This is a genomic window from Amycolatopsis sp. NPDC048633 (assembly GCF_040650695.1).
GTDB lineage: Bacteria > Actinomycetota > Actinomycetes > Mycobacteriales > Pseudonocardiaceae > Amycolatopsis.
Window position 1 is genome coordinate 1 of sequence record NZ_JBEZHS010000019.1, and the last position, 25,763, is coordinate 25,763.

At 71.1% G+C, this 25,763-nt stretch carries 25 protein-coding genes; 16 read left to right on the top strand and 9 right to left on the bottom strand.

Annotated features, from left to right (window positions below; genetic code table 11):
• Window positions 1-94 precede the first annotated feature (94 nt).
• Window positions 95-406 (bottom strand): metalloregulator ArsR/SmtB family transcription factor, encoded by a 312-nt coding sequence (locus AB0C38_RS29040; RefSeq protein WP_360679130.1) that lies wholly within the window; start codon window positions 404-406, stop codon window positions 95-97.
• A 179-nt stretch (window positions 407-585) separates the two neighbouring features.
• On the opposite strand from AB0C38_RS29040, the gene AB0C38_RS29045 reads away from it, so the two are divergent.
• The 8 genes from AB0C38_RS29045 (at window position 586) to AB0C38_RS29080 (ending at window position 9,986) form a co-directional block, all read left to right on the top strand.
• A complete protein-coding gene (locus AB0C38_RS29045; protein WP_360679132.1) occupies window positions 586-1,809 on the top strand; it encodes a glycoside hydrolase family 18 protein in 1,224 nt (407 codons plus the stop codon).
• A 106-nt stretch (window positions 1,810-1,915) separates the two neighbouring features.
• Window positions 1,916-2,581 (top strand): DUF2461 domain-containing protein, encoded by a 666-nt coding sequence (locus tag AB0C38_RS29050; RefSeq protein ID WP_360679134.1) that lies wholly within the window; start codon window positions 1,916-1,918, stop codon window positions 2,579-2,581.
• An 83-nt stretch (window positions 2,582-2,664) separates the two neighbouring features.
• Window positions 2,665-4,089, top strand: a complete 1,425-nt coding sequence (gene pyk, locus AB0C38_RS29055; protein ID WP_360679137.1) for a pyruvate kinase — start codon at window positions 2,665-2,667, stop codon at window positions 4,087-4,089.
• 36 nt (window positions 4,090-4,125) lie between these two features.
• Entirely contained in the window at window positions 4,126-5,022 is an 897-nt protein-coding gene (gene tesB / locus AB0C38_RS29060) for an acyl-CoA thioesterase II (RefSeq protein ID WP_360679140.1), read from the top strand.
• 377 nt (window positions 5,023-5,399) lie between these two features.
• On the top strand, window positions 5,400-6,302 hold the full coding sequence (locus AB0C38_RS29065; RefSeq protein ID WP_360679143.1) for a helix-turn-helix transcriptional regulator: 903 nt from the start codon (window positions 5,400-5,402) through the stop codon (window positions 6,300-6,302).
• Between the two features lie 14 nt (window positions 6,303-6,316).
• The gene (locus AB0C38_RS29070) at window positions 6,317-6,532 is read left to right on the top strand and encodes a DUF397 domain-containing protein (protein ID WP_360679146.1); all 216 of its coding nucleotides are present in this window, start codon (window positions 6,317-6,319) and stop codon (window positions 6,530-6,532) included.
• Window positions 6,533-6,692: 160 nt separating this feature from the next.
• Window positions 6,693-6,902: a hypothetical protein gene (locus tag AB0C38_RS29075; RefSeq protein ID WP_360679149.1), complete on the top strand. Its 210-nt coding sequence runs from the start codon at window positions 6,693-6,695 to the stop codon at window positions 6,900-6,902.
• A gap of 60 nt (window positions 6,903-6,962) precedes the next feature.
• Entirely contained in the window at window positions 6,963-9,986 is a 3,024-nt protein-coding gene (locus tag AB0C38_RS29080) for an AAA family ATPase (protein ID WP_360679151.1), read from the top strand.
• A 105-nt stretch (window positions 9,987-10,091) separates the two neighbouring features.
• Here the strand turns inward: AB0C38_RS29080 and AB0C38_RS29085 are convergent, their stop codons facing one another.
• The 3 genes from AB0C38_RS29085 to AB0C38_RS29095 form a co-directional block, all read right to left on the bottom strand.
• Window positions 10,092-11,702, bottom strand: coding sequence for a succinic semialdehyde dehydrogenase (locus AB0C38_RS29085; protein WP_360679153.1), 1,611 nt, complete (start codon window positions 11,700-11,702; stop codon window positions 10,092-10,094).
• 109 nt (window positions 11,703-11,811) lie between these two features.
• Window positions 11,812-12,831: a hypothetical protein gene (locus AB0C38_RS29090; RefSeq protein ID WP_360679156.1), complete on the bottom strand. Its 1,020-nt coding sequence runs from the start codon at window positions 12,829-12,831 to the stop codon at window positions 11,812-11,814.
• A gap of 83 nt (window positions 12,832-12,914) precedes the next feature.
• Complete coding sequence (locus tag AB0C38_RS29095) at window positions 12,915-13,532, bottom strand: TetR/AcrR family transcriptional regulator (protein ID WP_360679158.1); 618 nt, start codon at window positions 13,530-13,532, stop codon at window positions 12,915-12,917.
• Between the two features lie 92 nt (window positions 13,533-13,624).
• On the opposite strand from AB0C38_RS29095, the gene AB0C38_RS29100 reads away from it, so the two are divergent.
• Window positions 13,625-14,776: an acyl-CoA dehydrogenase family protein gene (locus tag AB0C38_RS29100; RefSeq protein WP_360679161.1), complete on the top strand. Its 1,152-nt coding sequence runs from the start codon at window positions 13,625-13,627 to the stop codon at window positions 14,774-14,776.
• Between the two features lie 11 nt (window positions 14,777-14,787).
• Complete coding sequence (locus AB0C38_RS29105; RefSeq protein WP_360679164.1) at window positions 14,788-15,924, top strand: CaiB/BaiF CoA-transferase family protein; 1,137 nt, start codon at window positions 14,788-14,790, stop codon at window positions 15,922-15,924.
• On the opposite strand, the gene AB0C38_RS29110 is transcribed toward AB0C38_RS29105, so the two are convergent.
• Together AB0C38_RS29110 and AB0C38_RS29115 are read right to left on the bottom strand one after the other, a co-directional pair.
• Window positions 15,921-16,451, bottom strand: coding sequence for a GNAT family protein (locus tag AB0C38_RS29110; protein WP_360679166.1), 531 nt, complete (start codon window positions 16,449-16,451; stop codon window positions 15,921-15,923). The genes AB0C38_RS29105 and AB0C38_RS29110 overlap by 4 nt on opposite strands.
• Window positions 16,452-16,768: 317 nt before the next feature.
• Complete coding sequence (locus tag AB0C38_RS29115; RefSeq protein ID WP_360679169.1) at window positions 16,769-17,542, bottom strand: crotonase/enoyl-CoA hydratase family protein; 774 nt, start codon at window positions 17,540-17,542, stop codon at window positions 16,769-16,771.
• 157 nt (window positions 17,543-17,699) lie between these two features.
• Here AB0C38_RS29115 and AB0C38_RS29120 point away from each other — a divergent pair, with 157 nt between their 5' ends.
• From AB0C38_RS29120 to AB0C38_RS29140, 5 genes are all read left to right on the top strand, one after another.
• On the top strand, window positions 17,700-17,855 hold the full coding sequence (locus AB0C38_RS29120; protein WP_360679534.1) for a hypothetical protein: 156 nt from the start codon (window positions 17,700-17,702) through the stop codon (window positions 17,853-17,855).
• Between the two features lie 359 nt (window positions 17,856-18,214).
• Window positions 18,215-18,697, top strand: coding sequence for a helix-turn-helix transcriptional regulator (locus AB0C38_RS29125; protein WP_360679172.1), 483 nt, complete (start codon window positions 18,215-18,217; stop codon window positions 18,695-18,697).
• A gap of 123 nt (window positions 18,698-18,820) precedes the next feature.
• Window positions 18,821-19,735 (top strand): lytic murein transglycosylase, encoded by a 915-nt coding sequence (locus tag AB0C38_RS29130; protein WP_360679174.1) that lies wholly within the window; start codon window positions 18,821-18,823, stop codon window positions 19,733-19,735.
• Window positions 19,736-19,888: 153 nt separating this feature from the next.
• Window positions 19,889-20,224, top strand: a complete 336-nt coding sequence (locus AB0C38_RS29135) for a hypothetical protein (RefSeq protein ID WP_360679519.1) — start codon at window positions 19,889-19,891, stop codon at window positions 20,222-20,224.
• A 23-nt stretch (window positions 20,225-20,247) separates the two neighbouring features.
• The gene (locus tag AB0C38_RS29140) at window positions 20,248-20,592 is read left to right on the top strand and encodes a DUF3817 domain-containing protein (RefSeq protein WP_360679176.1); all 345 of its coding nucleotides are present in this window, start codon (window positions 20,248-20,250) and stop codon (window positions 20,590-20,592) included.
• Here AB0C38_RS29140 and AB0C38_RS29145 read toward each other — a convergent pair.
• On the bottom strand, window positions 20,570-22,003 hold the full coding sequence (locus AB0C38_RS29145; RefSeq protein ID WP_360679178.1) for an MFS transporter: 1,434 nt from the start codon (window positions 22,001-22,003) through the stop codon (window positions 20,570-20,572). The genes AB0C38_RS29140 and AB0C38_RS29145 overlap by 23 nt on opposite strands.
• A 135-nt stretch (window positions 22,004-22,138) precedes the next feature.
• Between AB0C38_RS29145 and AB0C38_RS29150 the strand changes: the two genes are divergently transcribed.
• On the top strand, window positions 22,139-22,699 hold the full coding sequence (locus tag AB0C38_RS29150) for a TetR/AcrR family transcriptional regulator (RefSeq protein ID WP_360679180.1): 561 nt from the start codon (window positions 22,139-22,141) through the stop codon (window positions 22,697-22,699).
• Between the two features lie 19 nt (window positions 22,700-22,718).
• Here the strand turns inward: AB0C38_RS29150 and AB0C38_RS29155 are convergent, their stop codons facing one another.
• A complete protein-coding gene (locus AB0C38_RS29155) occupies window positions 22,719-24,311 on the bottom strand; it encodes a cation acetate symporter (protein WP_360679182.1) in 1,593 nt (530 codons plus the stop codon).
• A complete protein-coding gene (locus AB0C38_RS29160) occupies window positions 24,308-24,742 on the bottom strand; it encodes a DUF485 domain-containing protein (RefSeq protein WP_360679184.1) in 435 nt (144 codons plus the stop codon). The genes AB0C38_RS29155 and AB0C38_RS29160 overlap by 4 nt, the downstream gene beginning before the upstream one ends.
• Window positions 24,743-25,763 lie beyond the last annotated feature (1,021 nt).

The window sequence follows — 25,763 nt, forward strand, 5'->3', positions numbered from 1 at the left end:
CGTAAGCGCCCCAATGTGGCCTTCGGTGCGTTCAACGCACCGAAGGGCCCCTTGGGTGCGTCAGACGCAACCAAGGCCACATTGGGGCGCTCGGTCAGTGCGGGTCCGTCTCGTCCAGGCGGCGTTCCAGGGCGTCCAGCCGGCCCGACCAGAAGCTGCGGTAGGGCGCGAGCCACGCGTCCACCTCGGCCAAAGGCTCCGGCCGCAGCGCGTAGCACCTCCGCTGGGCCGCCACCCGCACCGTCACGAGCCCGGCCTCCCGCAGGACCCGCAGGTGCTTCGACACCGCGGGCTGGCTGAGGGAAAGCTCGTCGACCAGCTCGCCGACCGAACGCTCGCCGTCGCGCAGCAGGTCCAGGATCGTGCGGCGGCGGGGCTCGGCCAGCACCTCGAAGGTCTGCATCACCCTGGAAATGTGCTCCGCGCGGCATATTCCTGTCAAGGCATGCGAGACCGGCCATTGGGCTCTTTGAACTAACACAGTCTGGTCTGAACCATTGACCTAATGGTCTAGTCCACTTACGGTGGTGTGGTCCCCACCACTCCGGCACCGTCGCCGTGAGTAATTCTCCGGAGGGAGAAGACATGTCCCGTTTCCGCAGGAAGAGCTTCTCGGCGCTGCTGACCGTCGCAGCTGCCGCGGGCCTGGTGGCGGGCGCCGCCGCGGCCCCGGCCGCCACCGCCGCGCCCGCGTCGGCCGAAGCCTCCGTCGGCAGGGTCGTCGGCTACTTCACCGAATGGGGGGTCTACGACCGCAACTACCACGTCAAGAACGTCGAGACGTCGGGCTCGGCGAGCAAGCTGACCCACATCAACTACGCCTTCGGCAACGTGACGAACGGCGGCTGCGCGATCGGCGACGCCTACGCCGACTACCAGAAGACCTACGACGCCGCGGGCAGCGTCGACGGCGTCGCCGACACCTGGGACCAGCCCCTCGCCGGCAACTTCAACCAGCTCAAGAAGCTCAAGGCCAAGCACCCCGGCCTCAAGGTGATCTGGTCGTTCGGCGGCTGGACCTGGTCGGGCGGCTTCACCCAGGCCGCGCAGAACCCCGCCGCCTTCGCCGACTCCTGCTACAACCTCGTCAACGACCCGCGCTGGGCCGGCGTCTTCGACGGCATCGACATCGACTGGGAGTACCCCAACGCGTGCGGCCTGAGCTGCGACAGCAGTGGCGCCGACGCGTACAAGAACCTGATGTCCGCGCTGCGCGCCAAGTTCGGCTCGCAGCTGGTCACCTCGGCGATCACCGCCGACGGCACCGACGGCGGCAAGATCGACGCGGCCGACTACGCGGGCGCCGCCCAGTACGTCGACTGGTACAACGTGATGACCTACGACTACTTCGGCGCGTTCGCCGCGCAGGGCCCGACCGCCCCGCACTCGCCGCTGACGTCCTACGACGGCATCCCGACGCCGGGCTTCTACTCCGACGCCGCGATCCAGAAGCTCAAGAGCAAGGGTGTCGCGTCGGGCAAGCTGCTGCTGGGCATCGGCTTCTACGGCCGCGGCTGGACCGGCGTCACGCAGGACACCCCCGGCGGCACCGCGACCGGCCCCGCGGCGGCCACGTACGAGCCGGGCATCGAGGACTACAAGGTCCTCAAGAACAGCTGCCCGTCGACCGGCACGATCGCCGGCACCGCGTACGCGAAGTGCGGCAGCAACTGGTGGAGCTACGACACCCCGTCGACCATCGGCGGCAAGATCGGCTACGCCCAGCAGCAGGGCCTCGGCGGCGCGATGGTCTGGGACCTCTCCGGTGACACCACCGACGGCGAGCTGATCACGGCCGTCGCCAGGTAAGGGCTCCTGGTGCGGCCGGTCGTGCGCGGAACGCCGGCCGCACCGGGTTTCGACAGCGGGGGCACCGGCGCGGAAACCGTCGGTGCCCCCGATTATCGTTCCGGCCGTGAAGTTCAGCGGATTCGGCGAGTACGCCGTCGACTTCTACGACGGCCTCGTGGAAGACAACTCGAAGCCCTACTGGGACGACCACGTCGAGACTTACAAGTCCGACGTCCGGGCCCCGATGGAGGCGCTGCTCGCCGAGCTGGCGCCGGAGTTCTCCGACGGCTTCGGTGACCCCAAGGTGTTCCGCCCCTACCGCGACGTCCGCTTCGCCAAGGACAAGACGCCGTACAAAACCCACTGCGGCGCGGTGATCGAACAGGGCCGCGGCGGCGGCGCCTACTACGTCGAGGTCGGGCCGGAGGGGCTGCGCGCCGGTGGCGGCTGCTTCCACCTGGCGTCCGACCAGATCGCCCGGTTCCGCAAGGCCGTCGACACCGAACTGCACGGCGAAGCGCTCGAGAAGATCCTCAAGAAGCTCGAGAAGGCCGGCTGGGAAGTCCGGGGTGACCGGCTCAAGTCCAAGCCCCGCGGGTTCGACGCCGACCACCCCCGGCTCGACCTGCTGCGCTACCGCTCGGTGTACGCGGTCCGCGTCTGGGAGCCCGACGACGTCCTGCACGAGCGGGGCGCCCTCGAACGGGTCCGGAAGGCCTGGCGGCAGCTGCGCGAGTTCAACGAATGGGCCCGTGACCGGGTCGGACCCAGTGAGCAGCCACGCCGCTGACCCCGCAGGTTTCTGAACAGTTTCTCTGAACTTTTCGGGATCGGTACAGACGAACGCGCCGACAGGGTCTACGCTATGCGAACGTGAGCCGACGCGCGAAGATCGTTTGTACCCTGGGCCCTGCCACCGCTACGCCGGAGAAGATGCGGGCCCTCGTCGACGCTGGCATGGACGTGGCCCGGATGAACTTCAGCCACGGCAGCCACGGCGACCACAAGCAGGTCTACGACCTGATCCGGGATGCCGCGGCCGCGAGTGGCCGGGCGGTCGGCATCCTCGCCGACCTGCAGGGCCCGAAGATCCGTCTCGGCACGTTCGCCGGCGGACCGGTCGAGTGGCAGAACGGCGACATCGTCCGGATCACGGTCGAAGACGTCGCCGGCACCCACGACCGGGTCTCGACGACCTACAAGGGCCTGGCCAAGGACGCCAAGCCCGGTGACCGCCTGCTGGTCGACGACGGCAAGGTCGGCCTGGTGGTCCAGAAGGTCGAAGGCCAGGACGTGGTGTGCGAGGTCACCGAGGGTGGCCCGGTCAGCAACAACAAGGGCGTCTCGCTGCCCGGCATGGACGTCTCCGTGCCGGCGATGTCCGAGAAGGACATCGAGGACCTCGAGTTCGCGCTCGAGCTGGGCGTCGACTTCATCGCCCTCTCGTTCGTCCGCTCGCCCGCCGACATCGACCTGGTCCACCAGGTGATGGACCGGGTCGGCAAGGGCCGGCTGCCGGTCGTCGCCAAGATCGAGAAGCCCGAGGCCGTCTACAACCTCGAGGCCATCGTGCTGGCCTTCGACGCGGTGATGGTCGCCCGTGGCGACCTGGGCGTCGAGCTGCCGCTGGAGCAGGTCCCCCTGGTCCAGAAGCGCGCCATCCAGATCTGCCGCGAGAACGCGAAGCCGGTCATCGTCGCGACGCAGATGCTCGAGTCGATGATCAACAACTCCCGGCCGACCCGCGCCGAGGCCTCCGACGTCGCGAACGCGGTGCTCGACGGCGCCGACGCGCTGATGCTGTCCGGCGAGACCTCGGTCGGCCGGTACGCGATCGAGGTCGTCCAGACGATGGGCCGGATCATCGAGGCGGTCGAGACCGACTCGCCGGTCGTCCCGCCGCTGACGCACGTCCCGCGCACCAAGCGCGGCGTGATCTCCTACGCCGCCCGCGACATCGGCGAGCGGCTGAACGCGAAGGCGCTGGTCGCCTTCACCCAGTCCGGGGACACCGTGCGCCGCCTGGCCCGGCTGCACACGCGGCTCCCGCTGCTGGCGTTCACGCCCGAGGAGTGCGTGCGCAGCCAGCTCTCGATGACCTGGGGCACCAACACCCAGATCGTGCCGCGCGTGGAGTCGACCGACCAGATGATCCAGCAGGTCGACCACTCGATGCTGGAGATGGGCAAGTACCAGAAGGGCGACCTGGTCGTCATCGTCGCCGGTTCGCCCCCGGGCACCGTGGGCTCGACGAACCTGATCCACGTGCACCGCCTCGGTGAAGACGACCACGCATAAGGGACGTCTTGCCCGCGGAACACATAGGGTCTGGCCATGACTGAAATGGCCAGGACGGCCGCCACCGAACTGGAGATCCCGGGTGGCGGCCAGCCGGTGCTGGACCGCCTGATCGCGCTGCTCGACCTGGAGAAGATCGAAGAGAACATCTTCCGCGGGGTCTCGCCCGCCCACTCGCCGGTGCGGGTGTTCGGCGGGCAGGTCGCCGGCCAGGCACTGGTCGCGGCCGGGCGCACGGTCCCCGAGGAACGCCGGGTCCACTCGCTGCACGCGTACTTCATCCGCGGCGGCGACCCCAGCGTCCCGATCATCTACGAGGTCGACCGCATCCGGGACGGCCGGTCCTTCACCACCCGCCGGGTCATCGCGATCCAGCACGGCAAGGCGATCTTCTCGCTCTCCGCGTCGTTCCAAAAGGACGAACCGGGCATCGAGCACGCCGAAGAGATGCCCGAGGGTGTGCCGGCGCCCGAGACGCTGCCGACGCTGATGGAACGCGCCGAGGGCTACGCGATCGGCGCGCACAGCCGGCCGCGGCCGATCGACGTGCGGTACGTCAACGAGCCGCCGTGGGTGACCCGCCGGACGGGGGAGCGGCCCGCGCGCAACCAGGTGTGGATGCGCGCCGACGGGAAGCTGCCCGACCAGCAGCTGCTCCACGTCTGCGTGCTGACCTACGCCTCGGACATGACCCTGCTGGACTCGGTGCTCGCGCGCCACGGCGTCTACTGGGACACCGACAAGGTGCTCGGCGCGAGCCTCGACCACGCGCTCTGGTTCCACCGGCCCTTCCGGGCCGACGAGTGGTTCCTCTACGACAGCGCGTCGCCGACCGCCTCCGGCGCGCGTGGCCTCGCCACGGGCCGGTTCTTCGGCGAGGACGGCACCCTCATCGCGACGGTCGTCCAGGAAGGGCTCCTGCGCGTTCTGTGACGCCTCCGGAAATCACCCTTATGGGCGACGAATGCACGGAATAATCGTTCTGCCAATAAGGCGCCGGAACGGGGGAAGAGGGCCGGGGTCGATCGGGGGACGGCCCCGGACCTCTTCTCCCGTTGATCACGCGGCGAGCCGCGGAATCATCGTCTACGCTGATCACAGGCCCTGAACGGGGCTGGGGGAGCAAGCCCGCAGTGCCCTTGTCACGTCCTGTCTCAGTGCAGGATGCGAGCATACAGAAGCATTCTGCAAATTGCAGAGACGACGCGGGTTCGGGTCCGGTAATCGGTGCCGTGCGATTACCCGGCCGCCCCTGTTAGATACTGGCAGCGAGCGAACGGCTACGACGCCGTCACATCCGGAGGTGCGCGATGGCAAGGGGACAGAGCCCCACGGTTCGCCGCCGGAGGCTCGCGGGAGAGCTGCGCCGGCTGCGCGAAGCCGCGGACCTCACGATCGACGAAGTGGGCGAGAAGCTCGAGTGCTCGGCCTCGAAGGTCAGCCGTATCGAGACCGGCCACGTCGGGGTCACCCCGCGTGACGCGCGGGACATGCTGGCCCTCTACGGCATCACCGGCGACGAGCAGGAAGCGCTCGTCCAGCTGGCCAGGGAGGCCCGCAAGCGCGGGTGGTGGCACGCCTACAACGAGGTCTTCACCGGCACGTTCGTCGGGCTCGAGGCCGACGCCAGCTCGCTGCGCGCGTTCCAGGCGCTGCTGGTGCCCGGGCTGCTGCAGACCGAGCGCTACGCCCGCGCGGTGATCCGGGCGCTGCGGCCGGACGCCGAAGACGCCGAGATCCGCCGCCGCGTCGCCGCCCGGATGGCGCGCCAGGAGCTGCTGTCCGACACGCCGCCGCCGGAGTACTGGGCGGTGATGGACGAAGCCGTGCTGCGCCGGGTCGTCGACGGCGCCGAGGTGATGGCCGAGCAGCTCTACCGCATGGTCACGCTCGCCGAGAAGCCGAACGTGACCATCCAGGTCGTGCCGTTCGGGGCCGGCGCGCACCCGGGCATGGAAGGCCCCTTCCTGATCATGGGCTTCCCCGAGCAGGCCGACCCGGACGTCGTCTACGTCGACGACAGCACGTCCAGCGGCCTCTACCTGGAGGAACCCACAGACGTCCGGCGCTACGGGCTGATGTTCGACCATCTGCGCGCGGCCGCACTGAAGCCGGACGACTCGGTGGAGCTGATCGCCGAGGCAGCCGGGCGGTTCGCCGAACAGGCTGCCGCACCGGCTCCGGTGCACCATCCGGAACCGAGGACACAGTAAGGGAGTTGGGGAGCATGGAGAACGAGTTTTCGGAGTCACTGTCCGGGTTGCGGTGGCGCAAGAGCAGCCACAGCGGCGGCGGCAACGACTGCGTCGAGGTCGCGTTCGTCGCCGGCGGTGCCGCGCTGCGCGACTCGAAGGACCCCGAGGGTGGTGCGTTCCGCCTGCCCACATCCGGTTGGCGGGGGCTGCTGGCCGCGGTGCGGCCGGGCGGCCCCGAGCACGACTGAGGCGGTTTCGAAGACCCCTTACCCCCGCCGAGCTGGGCTCGGCCGGGAGTAAGGGGTCTTTTCACGCCCAGGGCTGCGTGATCACCCGATGCCTGAGGTGTCCCCTCAGGACGAACCTGAGTGCTACCAACCGGAGAACTCGGGGACAAAGGGGAACACGATGCACAGCGATCTGATGCTCGACGCGGTCCGGGCCGAAGCGGCCTACCGGGCCGAGGAACTGCGGAAGGCCGGGCGCAGCGTCTGGGCCGCCCGCGCCCGCCGCGCCGTCCGCCACCTGCGGGCCGCGCGGACCGACGTCGACGTGCCGGCGCAGGAGCGCCGCGAGGCGTCGCGGGAGACCGCGGCCGTCGGCGAGACCGCCCGGTAGGGGCGGGTGATGGTGTCCAAGGCGATAAGTGTGCGGAACTTGTCGGTGGGGTGAGCAACAATGCTGATCGTGCCCCGACTCGGCTCCGGAATCCCGCTCGTCGCCCGTACCCACGAGATGCGGCGGCTCCGCGCCGCCTTCGCCCGGGCTGAACGGGGCGAAGCCGGCGCGGTGCTGCTCTCGGGGGACGCCGGGGTCGGCAAGACCCGGCTGCTGACCGCGCTGGGCGAGCACGTCGAGGCGTGCGGTGGGCTGCTGCTCACCGGCCGCTGCATCGACGTCCGCGAAGGCGGTCTTCCTTATCTTCCGTTCGCCGAAGCGCTCGCCCCGCTGGGCAGCTCGGCGGACCCGGCGGTGGCCGCCGCGGTGCGGCTCCGGCCCGCGCTCGGGCGGCTGCTGCCGCAGGGCCAGGGCGTCGAGGAGCCCCGGGCGGCCGAACACCCGCCGATGACCTCGAACGACCGGGAGACCATGGTGCGTCCCCGGCCCGAGCAGGATCTCGGTCAGCTGCAGTTGTTCGACGCGGTACTGGGGGTGCTGACCGAGATCGCGGAGTCGCGCCCGGTGGTGATCCTCCTGGAGGATCTCCACTGGGCCGACGCCTCGACCCGCAACCTGCTGTCCTTCCTGCTCAGCAGGCTGCGGGCGCAGCGGCTGCTGGTCGTGGGCAGCTACCGCGAAGAGGACGTGCACCGGCGCCACCCGCTGCGGAGCCTCCTGTCGGAGCTGGTCCGGCTCGCCACCGTCGAGCGCGTCGACCTGCACCCCTTCGGCGCCGCCGACGCCCGGAAGTTCGTCGAAGCGCTGGCCGACGAGCCGATGCCGGCGGACGTCGTGGCCGACATCGTCGCCCGGTCCGAGGGCAACCCGTTCTTCGCCGAGGAGCTGCTCGCCACCCAGACCGAGTGCAACGACCTGCCTGCCGGGCTCGCCGAGGTGCTGCTGTCCCGGCTCGAGCGGCTCTCGCCGGACACCCGCCGGGTGGCCCGGGTGATTTCGGTGGCGAACGAGCCGGTGATGCACGCCGCGCTCGCCGAGGTCTCCGGGGTGGGGGAGCTGGAGCTCGACGAGGCGCTGCGCGAAGCCGTCCAGCACCACGTCCTGGTGGTGCTTTCGGACGGCTCCTACACGTTCCGGCACGCGTTGCTGCAGGAAGCGGTGTACGGCGACCTGCTGCCGGGGGAGCGGTCGCGTACCCACGCGGCGTACGCCGCCCGGATCCAGGCGCGGCCGCAGGGCCGCGGGCACGACGCGAAGCTGGCCTACCACTCGATGCAGAGCAGCGACCTGATCACCGCGCTGCCGGCGTTGCTGCGCGCGATGGACGAGGCCGAGAAGCTCGGCGCGCCCGGGTCGGCGCTGCAGCACGTCGAGCAGGCGCTGTCCATCTGGGACGCCGTCCCGGAGGCGGACCGGCCCGAGGGGTTCGACGAGCTGCGGCTGCTGCACGAAGCGTCCTACTTCGCGGGCACGTCCGGCGAGCCCGAGCGGGCCGCGGCCTTCGCGCGGTCGGCCACGCAAGCCTTGAAACCGGACACGTCGGTCGACCGCGCGGCGAAGACGTGGCGGCGGCTGGCGGAGGCGCTGCTCGCCCTGGAGGGCACCCTCGAGGAGGCGACCGCGGCCATCGACCGGGCCTGGGACCTGGTCGAGGACGCCGAGCCGAGCGGCACGCGGGCCTGGGTCCTGGCCAGCCGGGCCGGGTTCCTGCGGATCCTCGACCAGCCCGAGGCGGCGCTGGACAGCGCGCGCGCCGCGGTCGCCGACGCGCAGGCGGTCGGGGCGGCGGGCGCGGAGGCGTCGGCGCTGACCACGCTGGGGACGCTGGCCGACTCCGCGGGCGACGCCGTCGAGGCGCGGGAGTGGCTGCGCAAGGCCCAGCGGAAGGCGCAGGACGCCGGGGCCCCGAACACCGAGATCCGCGCGACGTACTTCCTCGCCCTGAGCCATGACGACCAGGCCGAGTTCGCCGAAGCGCTCGACCAGGCCGGGCGCGGCGTCGCCCGGGCCGAGGAGGCCGGGCTGAGCTGGAGCGTCTACGGGCTGGAGCTGCGGGCGCGGCAGCTGATGCTGCGGTACCTGATGGGTGACTGGCCGGACGAGAGCGCCGGCCGCGCCGGGCGCGGGGTGTCCAGCGCGGTCGCCGCGCGGATCCTGGCCATCTGGTCGCTGTTCGTCGTCGCGCGCGGGCGCTTCGACGAAGCGGCGAAGCTCGTCACCGGGCTGCGGCAGCACTGGACGGCGGACATGCAGATCCCGCTGTCGGTCGGGGACGCGGGCATCCAGCTGGCGTACTGGCGGGGCGACCACGCCGAGGCGGTGCGCCGGGCCGAGGACCTGATCGGCTGGCTGGAGCGGATCGAACCCGGCCTGCTGGCCGGGATCCGGGTCGCGGCGGTCGGCGTGACCGCCGCGGCCGCGCAGGCCGCCGACGCCCGGGTCCGCGGCGACCAGGCCACGGCCGGCGCCGCGGTGGCGGCGGGCGAGCGGATGCTGGCCCACGGCCGGATGTGCTCCGTCGTCGGGCAGCCGCGGTCGGGGACGCTCGGGCCGGAAGGCCGGGCGTGGCTGGCCCGGCTGGAAGCGGCGGCGGCGTGCCTGACCGGCCGGGGTGACGCGGAAAAGTGGGCGGCCGCGGCGGAGGCGTTCGGCTACGGCGCCGTGTACGAGCAGGCGGTCTGCCGCTGGCACGAGGCCGAAGCGCTGCTGGCCGCGGACGCCGACGCGAAGCCGGCCCTCGAAGCGGCCCACGCGGTGGCCATGCGGCTCGGCGCGATCCCGCTGCGGGACGCCGTCCGCGACCTCGGGCACCGGGCCCGCGTCGAGCTGGCCGGGGTCGAGCCGGCGGCGCCGGCCCGCACGGTGGCCAGCCCGCTGACCGACCGCGAGCGCGACGTCCTCGAGCGCGTGGCGCTGGGCCGTACGAACCGCCAGGTCGGCGAAGAGCTGTACATCAGCGAGAAGACGGTCAGCGTCCACCTGTCCCGCGTGATGGCGAAACTCGGCGCGAGCCGCCGCGCGGAAGCGGTCGCGATCGCCTACGACCGCGGCCTCCTCACGGCCCCCACCGCCGAACACGCGTGACTGGATCCGCAACTCGCGTGATTGAAGCCGGAACTCACGTGATCAGAGCCGTGACGGCTTCGATCACGCGAGATCCGGCCCGGATCACGCGAGTTACGGGTTACGTCAGCGGGGGAGGCGGCGGAGGGCCTTGAGGCCCAGCGTCATGCCCTTCGACCACAGCGAACCCGGGACTCGCTTGGGCGGGCGGAGCGCCAGCCCGCGCTGCAGCGCGATCGACTGGGACTCCGTGTACTTCAGCAGGCCTTCGGCGCCGTTGCGGCGGCCGACGCCGGAGTCCTTCATGCCGCCCATCGGGACGCCGACGCTGCCGAACGTCGCCGCGTAGCCCTCGTTGACGTTGACCGTCCCGGCCTTGAGCCGCGCCGCGACCTCCCAGCCCGCGCGGCCGTTGCGCGACCAGACGCTGGCGTTGAGCCCGAACGGCGTGTCGTTGGCGCGGTCGATGGCCTCGGTGACGTCGGTGTAGCCGTAGATCGAGACGACCGGCCCGAACGTCTCCTCCGCGAACGGCACCATGTCCGGGGTGACGCCGGAAAGGACCGTCGGCTCGTAGAACAGTGGCCCGAGGTCGGGCCGGGCGCGGCCGCCGGTGAGCACCGAAGCGCCCTTCGCGCGGGCGTCCTCGACGTGCGCCGACACTGTCGCGAGCTGTTCCTCCGACGTCAGCGACCCCATCTGGGCGTGGTAGTCCAGCGCGCCGCCGAGCTTCACCGCCGCGGTCCGCGCGACGAACGCGCGGGTGAACTCCTCGCGGACGGACTCGTGGACGTAGATCCGCTCGACCGACACGCACAGCTGGCCCGCCGAGGAGAAGCACGCGGTCACCGCGCCCGTCGCGGCCTTCGCGATGTCGGCGTCGGGCAGCACGATCATCGGGTTCTTGCCGCCGAGCTCCAGCGAATACGACGTCAGCCGCTTCGCCACCTGCCCGGCCAGCTCCTTGCCGGTCGGCGTGGACCCGGTGAAGCACAGGTAGTCCGACTCCTCGACCAGCGCGGTGCCGATCTTCGAGCCGCGGCCGAGCACGATCTGCCAGGTCCCGGCCGGCAGCCCGGCCTCCTCGGCGAGCTCGTGCAGCCACAGCGCCGAAAGCGCGGTCTGGTTGTCCGGCTTCTGCACCACGGCGTTGCCGGCCGCGAGCGCCGGGAAGACGTCCATCGCGGTGAGCGCCAGGGGGTAGTTCCACGGCGAGATGACCCCGACGACGCCCTTGGGGTGCCGGAGCTCGCCGGCGCGGGTCAGCCCGGGGATGACGCCGGCGACGCGGCGCGGGGCGAGCAGCTTGACGGCGTGCTTGCCGTAGTAGGCCGCGACCAGTGCGGTCGCGCTGACCTCGTCGAACGCGTCGAGCCGCGCCTTGCCGGCCTCGATCTGGACCAGGTCGAGCACCTCGTCCTGGCGGGCGAGCACGAGGTCGTGCAGCCGGGTGAGGACGCGGGCGCGCTCGGCGGGGGAGTGCTCGGCCCAGGCCCGCTGGGCCGTGCGCGCGCCGGCGAACACCGCCCGGACGTCGCCGTCGGTGGCTTGCGGCAGCGTCGCGATCGGCTGCCCGCTGAAGGGGGCGTGCATGCGGATGGGCGCCGAGTCCGCGCCACCGGCCACGCGGGCGACGAGCTGGGCCGCCCGCGCCGAGCCGGGCGCCCCGGCGACGCCGCCGACGGTCGGCGGCAAGGGGGTGTCTTCGACGGCGTTCGCGGGGGTGGTGCTGGTCATGACGTCTCCGTTCCGCGGCGTCCGGAGTCCGCACGACGCCGCGCAGGGGTTACCGACGAGTACACCATACCGTCGGTACGTCAGTTGTCCAGTCGGATGTGAATAAGTTTCACGTCTTGGGTGGATTCAGCGGCGGGAGCTGGTAGTTCGGTTCGGTCGGGAACGGCGGTTCCTGCTGGCTGGGATGCGTCTGGGCCTGCGTCGCGCCGCCGTAGGGGTCGTCGAGCCGCGACGACAACGCGCCGGACTGGGCGGGGAACGGCTGCGACGGCGGGTCGGCAGGCGGCCCGACCTCACCGGACTGGGCCGGGAACGGCTGCGAAACCGGCCCACCTTGCGCCGGGAACGGCTGGGAAACCGGGCCACCCTGCGCCGGGAAGGGCTGGGACGGCGGGTACGGCTGCCCGCCCGGGTACGGCTGGGCACCCGGATAGGGCTGCGAGTACTGCTGCGGCGGCCCCGGGTACGGCCTCGACTGCTGCTGGTAGGGCTGGCCGTACGGCCCCGGCGGTGGCCCGGACGGGCCGGTGGCCGGCGCCCGCCGGGCGGCGAGCGCGGCCAGGACCAGCGTCACCACGCCGAGCGCGCCGCCGCCGAGCAGGATCCAGAACCCGAGGCCGGTCGAGTAGAGAGAGGTCAGGGAGAGGTCCTCGGACTCGTAGCTCAAGGTCGCCGAGACGTCCATGCCGAGCATCCACACCGCCGCGGCGACCCCCGCGCCGCCGGCCACCAGGGCCGTCCGGGCGCTCGAACGCACCCCGGTGCCCGCCGAGCGCCGCGCGCCCGCGAACGCCAGGCCGGCCCCGGCCAGCAGCACCAGCGCGCCTGCGGAGAGCGGGATCCCGTAGCGCGCGACGTGGGTGTTCTCGTAGAACTTCCTCGCCTCGTCGCCGGGTTCGACGTCGAACGTGCGCGTCCAGGCGCTGATCGTCTGGCTGCTCTCGGTCTTGCCGTCCGAGATCTGCTCGAACTTCGTCTGTGGCAGGAACGACCCGGCCAGCACGAGCACCGCGGCGACGGCGCCGACGATCCCGGCGATCAGCCGGAAGCGCGCGCCCAAGTCGGCCGGCGGCCGCCGCGGCGGTGCCGCGGGCGGGCCATAGGGGTTCTGGTACGGGGTGGCGGTCATCGAAGCTCCCCTCTTCCCGGGGATTGGACCACGAATCCGCCTGCGGGATAAGGGGCATTCCAGCCCTTGCGGGGCCCGGTTGGTCAGCTTGGCCCAGTGGTGGCGTCCTGGTAGAGCAGGACCGCGATCCGTTTCCACTCTTCGAGCAGCTGCCGCCGCCGGTGCGGGTCGCCGCCGAGCTCGGCGTCCAGAGCCAGCCCGCGGGTCAGGTTCACGGTGAGCCAGAACAGCATCTCCGCGCGTTCGGGCGGCAGCTCGCCGGCGACCTGGGTGACGTGCTCGAGCGTGGCGCGGCCGAGCGCGCGGTCGACCGGGCGGATGGCCGCGCGCAGCTCGGGGTCGGTGCGGGCGGCGACCCACAGCTCGGTGACGGCGGTCGACAGGGTGCCGGAGTAGCCGGTCCAGAGCAGGTCGATGGCCGCGGCGACGCCGGTGCCGCCGCTGGGCAGCTCGTCCAGCGACGCCGCGAGCTGGCGGCGCAGCTTCGTCGTCAGGTGCTCGACGGCGGCCGCCATCAGCTCGGCCTTCGCGGTGAAGTGGTGCTGCACCGCGCCCTTCGAGACGCCGGCGCGGGCGCAGATCTCCTGCACCGAGGTGCGCGCGTAGCCGACGTCCACGAGGCAGTCGATGGTGGCGTCGAGCAGCGCGGTGCGGGTCTGTTCGCGCCGCTGCGCCTGGGTCCGGTGTGCCGTCGAGGTCACTTCGGCCTCCTGCTTTACCTACAGGCCGGTACGGATGTACATTCCGAAGTGAACTTACATGCTGACCGTCATGTTTTCCAGCAGGAGGTCCCGTGCCGCTGAAACTCCCGAAGAGCTCCTGGAGCACGACCGAGCTCGACGACCTCCGCGAGCTGTCGCGGTCGTTCCTGCAGAAGGAGGCCGTCCCGCACCAGGAACGCTGGGCGGCGGAGAAGAAGGTCGACCGCGAGCTGTGGACCAAGGCGGGCGACGTCGGCCTGCTCTGCCTGTCCATCCCCGAGGAGTACGGCGGGGGCGGTGGCACCTTCGCCCACGAGGCCGTGCTCTACGAAGAGCAGGCCCGCTCGGGCGACAGCGCGTGGGGCGTGACCGTCCACAACGGAATCGTCGCGCATTACCTGAGCGCGTACGCCTCCGAAGAGAGGAAGCGCGAGTGGCTGCCGAAGATGGCCAGCGGCGAACTGGTCGGCGCGATCGCGATGACCGAGCCCGGCACCGGCTCGGACCTGCAGGGCATCAAGACCCGCGCGGTGCGCGACGGCGACCACTACGTCATCAACGGCGCGAAGACCTTCATCACCAACGGGTTGCACGCCGGCCTGGTCGTCGTCGCCTGCAAGACCGACCCGGACGCGGGCGCGCAGGGCGTCTCGCTGATCGTGGTCGAGACCGACACCCCGGGCTTCCGACGCGGCCGGGTGCTCGACAAGGTCGGGCTCAAGGGCCAGGACACCGCCGAGCTGTTCTTCGACGACGTCCGCGTGCCCGCCGCCAACCTGCTGGGCGACGCCGAGGGCCAGGGCTTCATCCAGCTGATGCTGCAGCTGCCCCAGGAACGGCTGATCATCGCCGTCACCGCAGTGGCCGGGCTGGAGGCGGCGGTCGACCTCACGCTGGAGTACACGAAGGAGCGCACGGCGTTCGGCCGGCCCATCTTCTCCTTCCAGAACACCAAGTTCACCCTCGCCGAGGCGGCCACGGAAGCCGCCGTGGCGCGGGCGTTCCTCGATCAGTGCATCGAACGGCACCTCAAGGGCGAGCTCGACGTCCAGGGCGCGGCGATGGCGAAGCTGTGGACCACCGAGCGCGTCAACAAGGTGGTCGACGACTGCGTGCAGCTCTTCGGCGGCTACGGCTACATGACCGAGTACCCGATCGCGCGCGCCTGGGCCGACGTCCGGATTTCGCGGATCTTCGGTGGTACCAGCGAGATCATGAAGGAAATCATCTCCCGCTCGCTCTGAAAGGACCCGATATGAAGGCAGGTCCGCTCAGCGGCCTGAAGGTGGTGGAGCTCGCGGGTCTGGCGCCCGGGCCCTTCGCCACGATGATCCTCGCCGACCTCGGCGCCGACGTCGTCCGCGTCGACCGCGCGACCCCGGGGGAGGACGTGATCGGTCTGCAGACCGACCCGCTCGCCCGCGGCCGCCGGTCGGTCGGCATCAACACCAAGACACCCGAGGGTGTCGAGCTGGTGCTGAAGCTGTGCGACACCGCCGACGTCCTCATCGAGGGCTTCCGCCCGGGTGTCGCCGAACGGATCGGGCTCGGCCCCGACGTCGTCCACGCTCGCAACCCGCGGCTGGTCTACGGCCGGATGACCGGCTGGGGCCAGGACGGCCCGCTCGCGTCGGCGGCCGGGCACGACATCAACTACATCGGCATCGCGGGCGCGCTCGAACCGATCGGGCGCGCGGGCGAGCGGCCGGTGCCGCCGCTGAACTTCGTCGGCGACTTCGGCGGCGGTGGGCTGCTACTGGCGATGGGCATCCTCGCGGCGCTGTACGAACGGAACACCTCGGGGCGCGGCCAGGTCGTCGACGCCTCGATGGTCGACGGCGCCGCGCTGCTCACCACGAGCCTGCACGGCATGGCCGCGGCCGGGCTCTGGGGCGGCGGCCGCGGGGACAACATGCTCGACGGCGGCGCCCCGTTCTACGACACCTACGAAACCGCGGACGGCAAGTACGTCGCCGTCGGCGCGATCGAGATGCGGTTCTGGGGCGACCTGGTCAAGGTCCTCGAGCTGGACCCGGCGGAGCTGCCGCTGCACATCGACAAGACGCAGTGGCCTCGCCTCCGCGAGATCCTCGCCGCGGCGATCGGCAAGTACACCCGCGACGATCTCGTCGCGCGCGCCGAAGGCACCGACGCCTGCCTGACCCCGGTGCTTGCGCCGGGCGAAGCCGCTTCGCACCCGCACAACGCGGCGCGCGGCACGTTCGTCGAGATCGGCGGCATGGTGCAGCCCGCACCGGCACCGCGGTTCGACCGCACCCCGCCGGAGACGCCGGAAGCCCCGCGCGCCAAGGGATCCGACACCGAAGCCGTGCTCGCCGAACTGGGCGTCACGGATCTCGGCGCCCTGCGTTCGGCGGGGGCGATCGCCTAGTTCTTCGCGAGGTCGGAGCGCACGACCGAGTAGACGACGTGGTCGCGCCACTCGCCGTCACGGAAGCCGTAGCCGCGAAGGACGCCTTCGCGCGTGAAGCCGGCCTTGTCGAGCGCGCGTTGCTCGGCGCGGTTGTCGACCTCGGTCGTCGCTTCGACCCGGTTGAGCTGGGTGTGGGCGAAGAGGTACTGGGCGAGCAGGCGCTGGGCTTCGGTGCCGTAGCCATGGCCGCGCGCTTCCGGCGCCAGGACGAGGCCCACGTTCCAGCAGTAGGACGTCGGCCCGGTGCGGCTGCGGTGCCAGGAGACGAGACCGAGGACGCGGCCGCCGAGCGTCGGCACGAGCATGCCGGTCTCGGTGGTGAGCATGCCGGTTTCCTGCCAGCGGCGGCGCAGGTAGCCGGGATCGTGCCAGCCGAACCACTGGTGCTCCCCGGCGGCGACGGGATCGTTGGTCAGCCGCTCCAGGAAGTCGAGATCGCCTTCGGCCACGGGCCGGAGCACGACTCTGGGAACAACGTCGTCCATCGGGCGACCCTATCGGCCGCCTGACCGGAACCGGGCCGGCCGCACGGGATCCACCCGGTCGAGGCATCCCCCGTGACCGAGCGGGCATCCCCCGTGATTGCGGAGTCGACACGCGTGACTGAAGGGTCGACACGGCCAAACCGGCAGGCCCGGCCGTGTCGACCCCGCAATCACACGAGTCGACCCTCCAGGCACGCGAGTCGACCCTCCAAACACGTGAGCCGACTGTCCAGGTACGCGAGTCGACTCTCCAAGCACGGGAGATGCCCCTCTGATCACGGGAGATGCCTCTCCAAGCACGCGTGATGCCTCTTCGGTCACGCGAAACGGCCGTGGCGGCCCTCGCCGCCGGTGAACCGGGCCGCGCCGTCGACCGCCTCCGCCGCCAGTACTCCCGCGTCCATCGCCGCCCGGAACTCCGTCGCGAGCGCGCCCTCTTCGGACTCGCCCCACTGCTCGAGCGCCGAGAGCCGGTCGCCCCGCAGGCACGCCTGCGGGAACGCCGCGAGCTGCCGCGCCAGCTCCTGGGCCGCGGTCACCGCTTCGCCCGCCGGTACGAGCCGGTTCGCCAGGCCGATCTCCACCGCTTCGGCGGCCTCGACCGGCCGCCCCGTCAGGATCAGGTCCATCGCCCGCGACTGGCCGATCAGCCGCGGCAGCCGGACCGTGCCGCCGTCGATCAGCGGCACTCCCCAGCGGCGGCAGAACACCCCGAACACCGCCGTGGCGTCCGCGACCCGCAGGTCGCACCACAGCGCCAGCTCCAGCCCGCCCGCGACGGCGTGCCCGTGCACCGCCGCGATCACCGGCTTCCCGAGCCGCATCCGGGTCGGGCCCATCGGGCCGTCCCCGTCCGGGTGAGTGCGGTTCATCCGGTCGGTGCCGATCGCCTTGAGATCCGCGCCCGCGCAGAACGCGCCACCCGATCCGGTGAGGACCGCGACGGCGGCGCCGGGGTCCGCGTCGAACTCGCGGAAGGCGCCGGCGAGCTCGGCCGCGGTCGGCCCGTCGACGGCGTTGCGGGCGGCCGGGCGGTCGATGGTGATCGTCGTCACTTCGCCGTCCCGCTCGACCTGCACGTTCCGGGTCATCGCCGCTCCTCGGGTTCGGTCAGGGACCGGTCAGGGGCCGGTCGGGGTGATCGAGGGTTGATCGGGGTGTCTTCGGGGCACGCCTTCCCTACAGTATTGGCGTGGCCACTCCCAGGACGGGGACGGCGAGCCCGGGAGGAAGCACATGTCGAGCGGCATGAAGAAAGTTCTCATCGTCGGTGTGGTCGCGCTCGTGCTCTTCCTCCTGATCACCCAGCCCACCGAGTCCGCCGACTTCGTGCACCGCGTCCTCGGCTGGCTCAAGGACGGCGCCGAAGCGATCGTGACGTTCTTCCGGTCGCTCTTCTCCTGACCACTGGAAACCCGCTGACCGGCACCGCATCGGGCGGCGCCGGCTGTCACCCTGTGTGTTAGCGGACGGTAAATCACTGAGTGTCACCAATCCCGGAATTCGGACCGAACGCTCGACCATCCGGGTGGATTGCGGTCGAAAACGCGCAGGTCGGCGAATTCGTGCCTGCCGGGGTCTGGCGAAGGAGACCACCCCGGCCCTACGGTGCTCACATTGCGTGATCGGGTGGTTCGCCATCCCCCCGGAGAACCCCGGTACGCAGGCAGTTTCCACTCAGCAAGGTGCAGGTTGGTGCGTGCGGCACCACCGCGTGGGACAGGTGTCAGGCCTGTCCGTCGGGGACCTACAAGGAGGCAGGGATGACCGGAGATCCCGGAGTGGACGCGCTGATCCGGCAATGGGCCGCGGAGCGCGAGCAGACCCCCGAGGAGCAGGAGGTCGACCGCATCGCATCCGCGTGGCTGGCCGACGCTCCGGCGCAGGCCCCGGGCATCCCCGGCCAGCGTGCCCGGACCGGGCAGTCGCGGTTCGTCCCGGTCGAGGCGGCCGATCCCGGCTACCTCGACGCCATGCGCCGCCGCCTCCCGGAGGTGCCCGAAGAGCTTCTCACGGCCGCCGCGGGCTGGTGGCAGATGGTCGGCGGCGTCGCCGAGGCCGAAGAGTGGTGGGACGCCGGACTCAGCCCGCTCGACCAGCGGGCCCTCGACTACCGGGCGGCCGGGCTCGCGCCGTCCGACCTGAGCCGCCGGCTCGGGCCGATGACCGTCCTGCAGCACCTCCGCCGCGGCAGCGCCCCGGCCTGGTGCGTCGCGCGCCTCGCGCGGCAGCAGAAGTCCGCCTGACGAGACGCTTTCCACTCGGCCGGGTGAACCGGTGTGGTGAGACGATCGGGACGACCCGCGTAACGCTAACCTGCGCGGGCTCGTTGACACTTCGTCGACATCCCGCTGGAGGACCGGAGTTTCGTGCGCACCAGGACCGGAAAGAACGAGGACGACCCCATCGACGCGAGCGTCGAGGAAGCCGCCCCCGCCGCACCGGCACCGGCGCCGCGCTCCGCGAGTGTCGCGGTGCTCACCCGGCTGATCGTGGTTCTCGCCGTGCTGGCCGTGGCCGGCGGCGGGATCTGGCTCGTCACCCGCGCCTCGACGCCGGAGGCGAGCCCGCTCACCACCGAAATCCCCGCCCTGCAGGTCAAGGCGGCCGACGTCCGCCCGGGGTCGGTCGCACCGGCCGGCGGCGCGGTCGCGGGCGGCGCCGAGCAGCAGACCTCTCCCCAGCAGGCCCGCAGTACCGGTCCGGCGACGCTGTCCCAGTGGGCTGGCCAGGTCGCCGCGGTGACCGGGGTCCCGGCGCGGGCGCTGTCGGCCTACGGCAACGCCGAGCTGGCGATCCGCGCCGACCAGCCCCAGTGCAAGATCTCGTGGGCGACGCTCGCCGGCATCGGCCGGATCGAGTCCAACCACGGCCAGTACGCCGGCGCGGTGCTCGGCGCGGACGGCCGCCCGTCCAAGCCGATCACCGGCGTCCCGCTCGACGGCTCCGCGGGCGTCCAGGCGATCGGTGACACGGATGGCGGCCGCTACGACGGCGACGCGGGGGTGGATCGCGCGGTCGGGCCGATGCAGTTCATCCCGAGCACGTGGCGCAAGTGGGCCTCGGACGGCAACGGCGACGGCCTCGGTGACCCCCAGCAGATCGACGACGCTGCTCTGGCGGCGGCGCGTTATCTGTGCGCGGGTGGGCGGGACATGGCGAGCCCGAGCGGGTGGTGGGCGGGGATCCTGTCCTACAACAACTCGACGGAGTACGCGCAGAAGGTCTTCGGCTTGGCCGACGGGTACGCCAAGGGTGCCCAGTCGGTGCGCAAGCAAGGCTGAGCCCACCGGCCGGTAAAGGACCACCGACCTGGGCTGAGAGCGACGCCACCCGGCACACAGTCGGCCGCCGGCCCTCAGCCGCCCAGTGCTAGCGTCGATCCCGTGCCAGCTTCCCCTCCGCCGGCGGCTTCCCCCTGGGGACGCCGGCTCGCGATCGTCGCGACCAGCCTGGTGAGCCTGCTGATCTGCTGCGGGCTCGCGTGGTGGCAGTGGGACCGTTTCACCTCGGCGAACGGCACCTTCCAGAACCTCGGCTACGTCCTGCAGTGGCCGCTCTTCGGGCTGTTCCCGGCCTTCATGTTCTGGCGCATCCGCCAGCTGAAGCACAAGGCCGAAGCCCAAGCCGAAGAGCCCGTGCGCGAACAGCCCGAGGTGCCCGCCCCCCGTCCCCGGCCGGACGTGAAGCCGGCGGACGAGGACGAGGAGCTGGCCGCGTACAACAGTTACCTGCGCGAGCTGAACGCCCGCGACCAGCAGGCCGCAGAGTGAGGCCGCAGAGTGAGGACGCCCCGATGACCACCAGCACCGAAGGTGCCGCCCAGACCGCGGTGCCGCTCACCGGCCCCCTGGTGCGGTTCCGCACCGCCGCCTACGTCACCGGCGTCGGCCTGCTCGGCCTCTGCTTCGTGATGGTGCTGCGGTACGGCTTCGACAACCCCACCCCGTCGGCGGTCTACTCGCCGATCCACGGCGTGCTGTACATGATCTACCTGGTGCTGACCATCGACCTGGCGATCAAGGCCCGCTGGTCGATCAAGGGCACCGTGCTCGTGCTACTGGCCGGCTGCGTCCCGTTCGTCTCGTTCCTCGTCGAGCGCCGGGTGACGCACCGGGTCAAGGCCGGGCAGAAGCTGTAGTCCGCCGGAACGTCAGCGCCACCAGGACCGTGCCCGCCGCGAACACCGCGGCCGTGGCGAACGCGGCGGTCATCCCGTCGACCGTGAGCTGAGCTCCCGACGTACCCGCAGTGCCCGCCGAGCGGGTCGCCGAGCCGAACACCGTGATCAGGATGCCCAGCCCGAGCGTGCTGCCGACCTGCTGCATCGTCTGCAGCACGCCGCCCGCCGCGCCCGCGTCCTCGGTGGGTACGGTCGCCATCACGATCACGTTGAGCGGCGCGAACGCGAGCCCGCCGCCGAGGCCCATCAGCAGCAGCGGCCCGAACAACGCCGGGAAGTACGCGCTGTCCGTAGTGAGCTGGGCGAGCCAGAGGACGCCGGAGACCATGAGCAGCGATCCGGTGACGGCCAATGGTTTCGGGCCGTAGCGGGGGAGCAGCCGCGGCACGAGCCGGCTCATCGTGAAGATCAGCGCCGCCATCGGCAGGAACGCGAAGCCGGTGGCCAGCGCGGCGAAGTGCCGGATGTCCTGCATGAACTGGGTGAGGAAGAAGAACATCGACATCATGGCCATCGGGCCGAGGAAGAAGTTGACGTAGGCCGCGCTGCGGTTGCGGTCGGCGAACAGCCGGAGCGGGACCAGCGGCATCGCGGTGCGGGCCTCGATCGCGACGAACGCGGTCAGCAGCGCCAGGCCGCCGGCGAGCGAGCCGAGCGTCACGGCGTTGCCCCAGCCGTCGGACGCCGCGTGGGTGAAGGCGAACACGAGCGAGCCGACGCCGAGGGTGCCGGTGACCGCGCCGGGCAGGTCGAGGTGCGCGGGCCGGCGCTCCGGCTCGGGCACGAACCGCGGCGCGAGCAGCACGATCGCCAGGCCGAACGGGACGTTGATGAACAGCGCCGCGCGCCACGAAATCCACTCGGTGAGCAGGCCGCCGACGATCAGGCCGATCGCGAACCCGCCGCTGGACATGGCGGAGAACAGCGCCAGCGCCCGGACGCGGGCCTTGGTCTCGGTGAACGTCGTCGTGACCAGGGCCAAGGTGCTCGGGCCGGCCATGGCGGCGCCGACGCCCTGCAGGACGCGGGCGGCGATGAGCAGCGTGGCCGAGCCGGCGAGGCCGCCGGCCAGCGACGCGAGGGTGAACAGGGCCGTGCCCGCGACGAACATCCGGCGCCGCCCGAACAGGTCGCCGGCGCGGCCGCCGAGCAGCAGGAGACCGCCGAAGACCAGGCTGTAGGCCGTCATCACCCAGGACAGGCCGGTGGCCGAAAACCCCAGGTCGGCCTGGATGCGCGGGAGCGCGACGTTCATCACCGTCGCGTCGAGGATGAGCATGAGCTGGCAGGTCAGGATGATCGCGAGGACCAGCCCGCTGCGGCGGGCCGGGGCAGGCTCGACCGCACGATGGATCGTTTGCTGGGACAAGAGATACTCCCCCAAGGAGTACGAAGGTAAGTGGAGAACTTCTCCGCTTGGGTGCGATCCGATAATATGGAGAGCGTCTCCGGATGCGCAAGTGAATTCGGAGAATCTCTCCGGTTACGTGGCGAGGAGGCCGGGATGCCGGACACGGGGCGTCCGATGCGCGCGGACGCGAAGCGCAACTACGAGCGCATCGTCGCGACGGCGAACGAGCTCTTCACCGCGCACGGCGCCGACGTGCCGCTCGACGACGTCGCCAAGAAGGCGGGCGTCGGAGCCGGCACGCTCTACCGGCACTTCCCGACCCGCGAGACGCTGTTCGAAGCGGTCTACCGCGACGAGATCGAGGTGCTCGCCGACCGCGCATACGTGCTGCACGAGGAGCTGCCGCCGTGGGAGGCGCTCGAGGCGTGGCTGACCGAGCAGGTCACCTGGGTCGTGGAGCGGCACAAGCTGGCCACGATCCTCAAGGAGTCGATCGACTCGGGCTCGGAAACCTTCCAGTACTGCCAGAAACGCCTGCGCGCGGCGACCGGGGTCCTGGTCGACACCGCGCGGGACGCGGGCCTGATCCGCCCGGACGTCGTGGGGGCCGACGTCCTGCGCCTGGGTCACGGAGCCGGCATGGCGGTGCGCAACTGCAGCCCGGAAGACGGCAGGCGCGTGCTGAACGTGATCCTGGACGGCCTGCGCGCGTGACGCAGGCCGTCCGAATGGGTCAGCTGCCGATCCCGGTGAGGGACCGGACCTCCATCTCCGCTTGCTTCTCCGGATCCGCCTTCGGCTTGCCCAGCAGGGTGCCGACGAACCCGCAGAGGAACGAGAACGGGATCGACACCAGGCCCGGGTTCTTCAGCGGGAACCAGGCGAAGTCGATGCTCTTGAAGATCGCGTCCGGGGCGCCCGAGACGACCGGCGAGAAGAGCACCAGCAGCAGGGACGCGGCCAGGCCGCCGTAGATGCCCCACAGCGTGCCGGTCGTGTTGAACCGCTTCCAGAACAGCGAGAACAGCAGCGTCGAGAGGTTCGCCGACGCCGCCACCGCGAACGCGAGCGCCACCAGGAACGCGATGTTCTGCCCGTTCGCCAGCACGCCGCCGACGATGGCCAGCGCCCCGACCACGATCGCGGTCAGCCGCGCCACCCGGACCTCGTCCGCCGGTTCCGCCTTGCCCTGCTTGAAGATGTTCGCGTAGACGTCGTGGGCGAAGGACGCCGACGCGGTGATCGTCAGCCCGGCCACCACCGCGAGGATCGTCGCGAACGCCACCGCGGCGATGATGCCCAGCAGCAGCGTCCCGCCGACGTGCAGGGCCAGCAGCGGCGCCGCCGAGTTCTCCCCGCCGGGCGCGGCCTTGATCTCGTCCGCGCCGACCAGCGCGGCCGCGCCGAAGCCGATCACCAGCGTGCACAGGTAGAACAGGAACATGCACGCCGTCGCCCACACCACCGAGCGGCGGGCCTCACGGGAGTTCGGCACCGTGTAGAAGCGCATCAGCACGTGCGGCAGCGCCGCCGCGCCGAGCACCAGCGCCAGGGCCAGTGACACGAAGTCGAGCTTGGTGGTGCCGTTCTTGCCGTACGAGCCGCCCGGCTCGAGGAGCTTGTCGCCGAGCGGGCTGTGCTCCGCGGCCGACGAGAGCAGGTTCGAGAACGAGAAGCCGAACTTGCCGAACAGGAACACCGTGAGCAGCGCGCCGCACAGCAGCAGGATGGTCGCCTTGATGATCTGCACCCACGTGGTGCCCTTCATCCCGCCGACCAGCACGTACAGCACCATGACCAGGCCGACGACGCCGATCACCAGCGCCTGCCCCAGCTTGGAGTGGACGTTCAGCAGCAGGGCCACCAGGCCACCGGCGCCGGCCATCTGCGCCAGCATGTAGAAGAAGGAGATCACCAGCGTCGACGTCGCCGCCGCCGCGCGGACCGGGCGCTGCTTCATCCGGAAGCTCAGGACGTCGCCCATCGTGAACCGGCCGGTGTTGCGCAGCAGTTCGGCGATCAGCAGCAGGTCGACCAGCCAGGCGACGAGGAAGCCGATCGAGTAGAGGAAGCCGTCGTAGCCGTGCATCGCGATGGCGCCGGCGATGCCGAGGAACGACGCGGCCGACAGGAAGTCGCCGGAGAGCGCGATGCCGTTCTGGCGCCCGGTGAACGCGCTGCCCGCGGCGTAGTAGTCGGCCGTCGAGGAGTTCCGGCTGCTGGCCCGGTAGACGACGTAGAGCGTGATCGCCACGAACAGGGCGAACACGGCGGTGTTGACGACCGGGTTGCTGGCCGGTGTCCCTCCGTCGGCGAGCGCGGTCATCGGCGGGTCCCTTCCGGCAGGCCCGCACGGGCCCGCAGTTCGGCCACGCGCGGGTCGACGTGGCGGCGCGCGTAGCGCAAGTAGAGCCAGGTGACCAGCGCGGTGCTGGCGAACTGGCCGACGCCGAGCAGCATGCCGACGTTGACCTGGCCGAACACCTTGGTGCTCATGAAGTCGTGCGCGTAGGCGGCCAGCAGCACGTAGGTCATGTACCAGGCGAAAAAGGCGAGGCTCATCGGAAAGACGAAGGCCCGGAACCGCCGCCGCAGCGAGACGAACTCGCGGCTGGCCTGGATCGCGGGGTAGTCGGGACCCGAGGGGGGAACGGGCCGGCGGGGCTGGGCGGGCGGGCGGTCCCCGGTGAACAGCGCCGGCATCCGGCCGGTCTCTTCCATGGGGTTGCCCGCCGCGGGGCGCGCGACGTCGTACATGTGGGTTGCCTCCGGCAGAGTGCCTCCGTGGCGGCGGGGCTCCGGGAGCCTGCGGACAGGGTGCCGGGCCGCCCTTGCGGACTGCGAGTCGACATCGTAACTAGGCCGTCCGGCGGACATCGAACGTGGCTGGTGGAGTAGTGCACGGGGAAGGTGAGGTATTCGATTTCTTGTCGAAAGTGTCGAATGTGCCTTCGCTACAAGATCACGAGCCGATCACCCGTAATGATGAAAAGAATTGTGACTAGACGTTGTCGCATCCGGCCCAGGCTGCGGCGAACGGGGGAACCCGGCGAAGGAAGGGTTCGGGCTGGTCACCGGGGGTAGCCGAAGTACTCTGTGTGGTCCCGGAGAGTGTCGCCCGGGTGCGGGCGTGGCGGTGAAGATCCACTGGTCAGCAGGCAGTCCCGAAAGGAATCACCAGGTCGGGGCATGGCAGCGCGAAACGCCACAACATCGGGGGCATCTTGAGACTTGACCCACTCGATGGGGGTACTGAGTGTAGATCGTCCGAGGTACTATGCTGCCCCGCATGGGCTAATCGGGCGACGGCCGGATGCCTGGGTGAGACGCATCCGGTAACCGGAATTCCCTCTTCGGGGGCATCGAGGTCGATTGTCGGGGGCCGTTCTCGGCCCGGAAAGCACTTTTCGCAGGTCAGCACCCGAGTGGGGAACAAAATTGACCGTCCGGGCGTCGGGGGTACGATTCTTTGGCCCAGCTGACCGCAGCGATCGATTGGCACCGATAAAGTTGATCTCGACGACCGTGCAGAACGCAAGTTGCGCCGTGCACGTGCACTGTCCCTTGCACGGGACGGCGGGACCATCGGGATGGTGCCTGCCCGGCGACGCGCGCGTGGCCGGCAGGGCGGCCGGGGACGAGCGAGGCCACCGGGGACGCGGCACGGCGCGGACGGCACGACCGTCCGGCGGCCCGCCGCGAGCCGGGACGCCGCGCCGCCGACGCGGATCCATGACGCCGGACAGGGAGTCACTCACGTGACCGTTGCAGGAGAAGG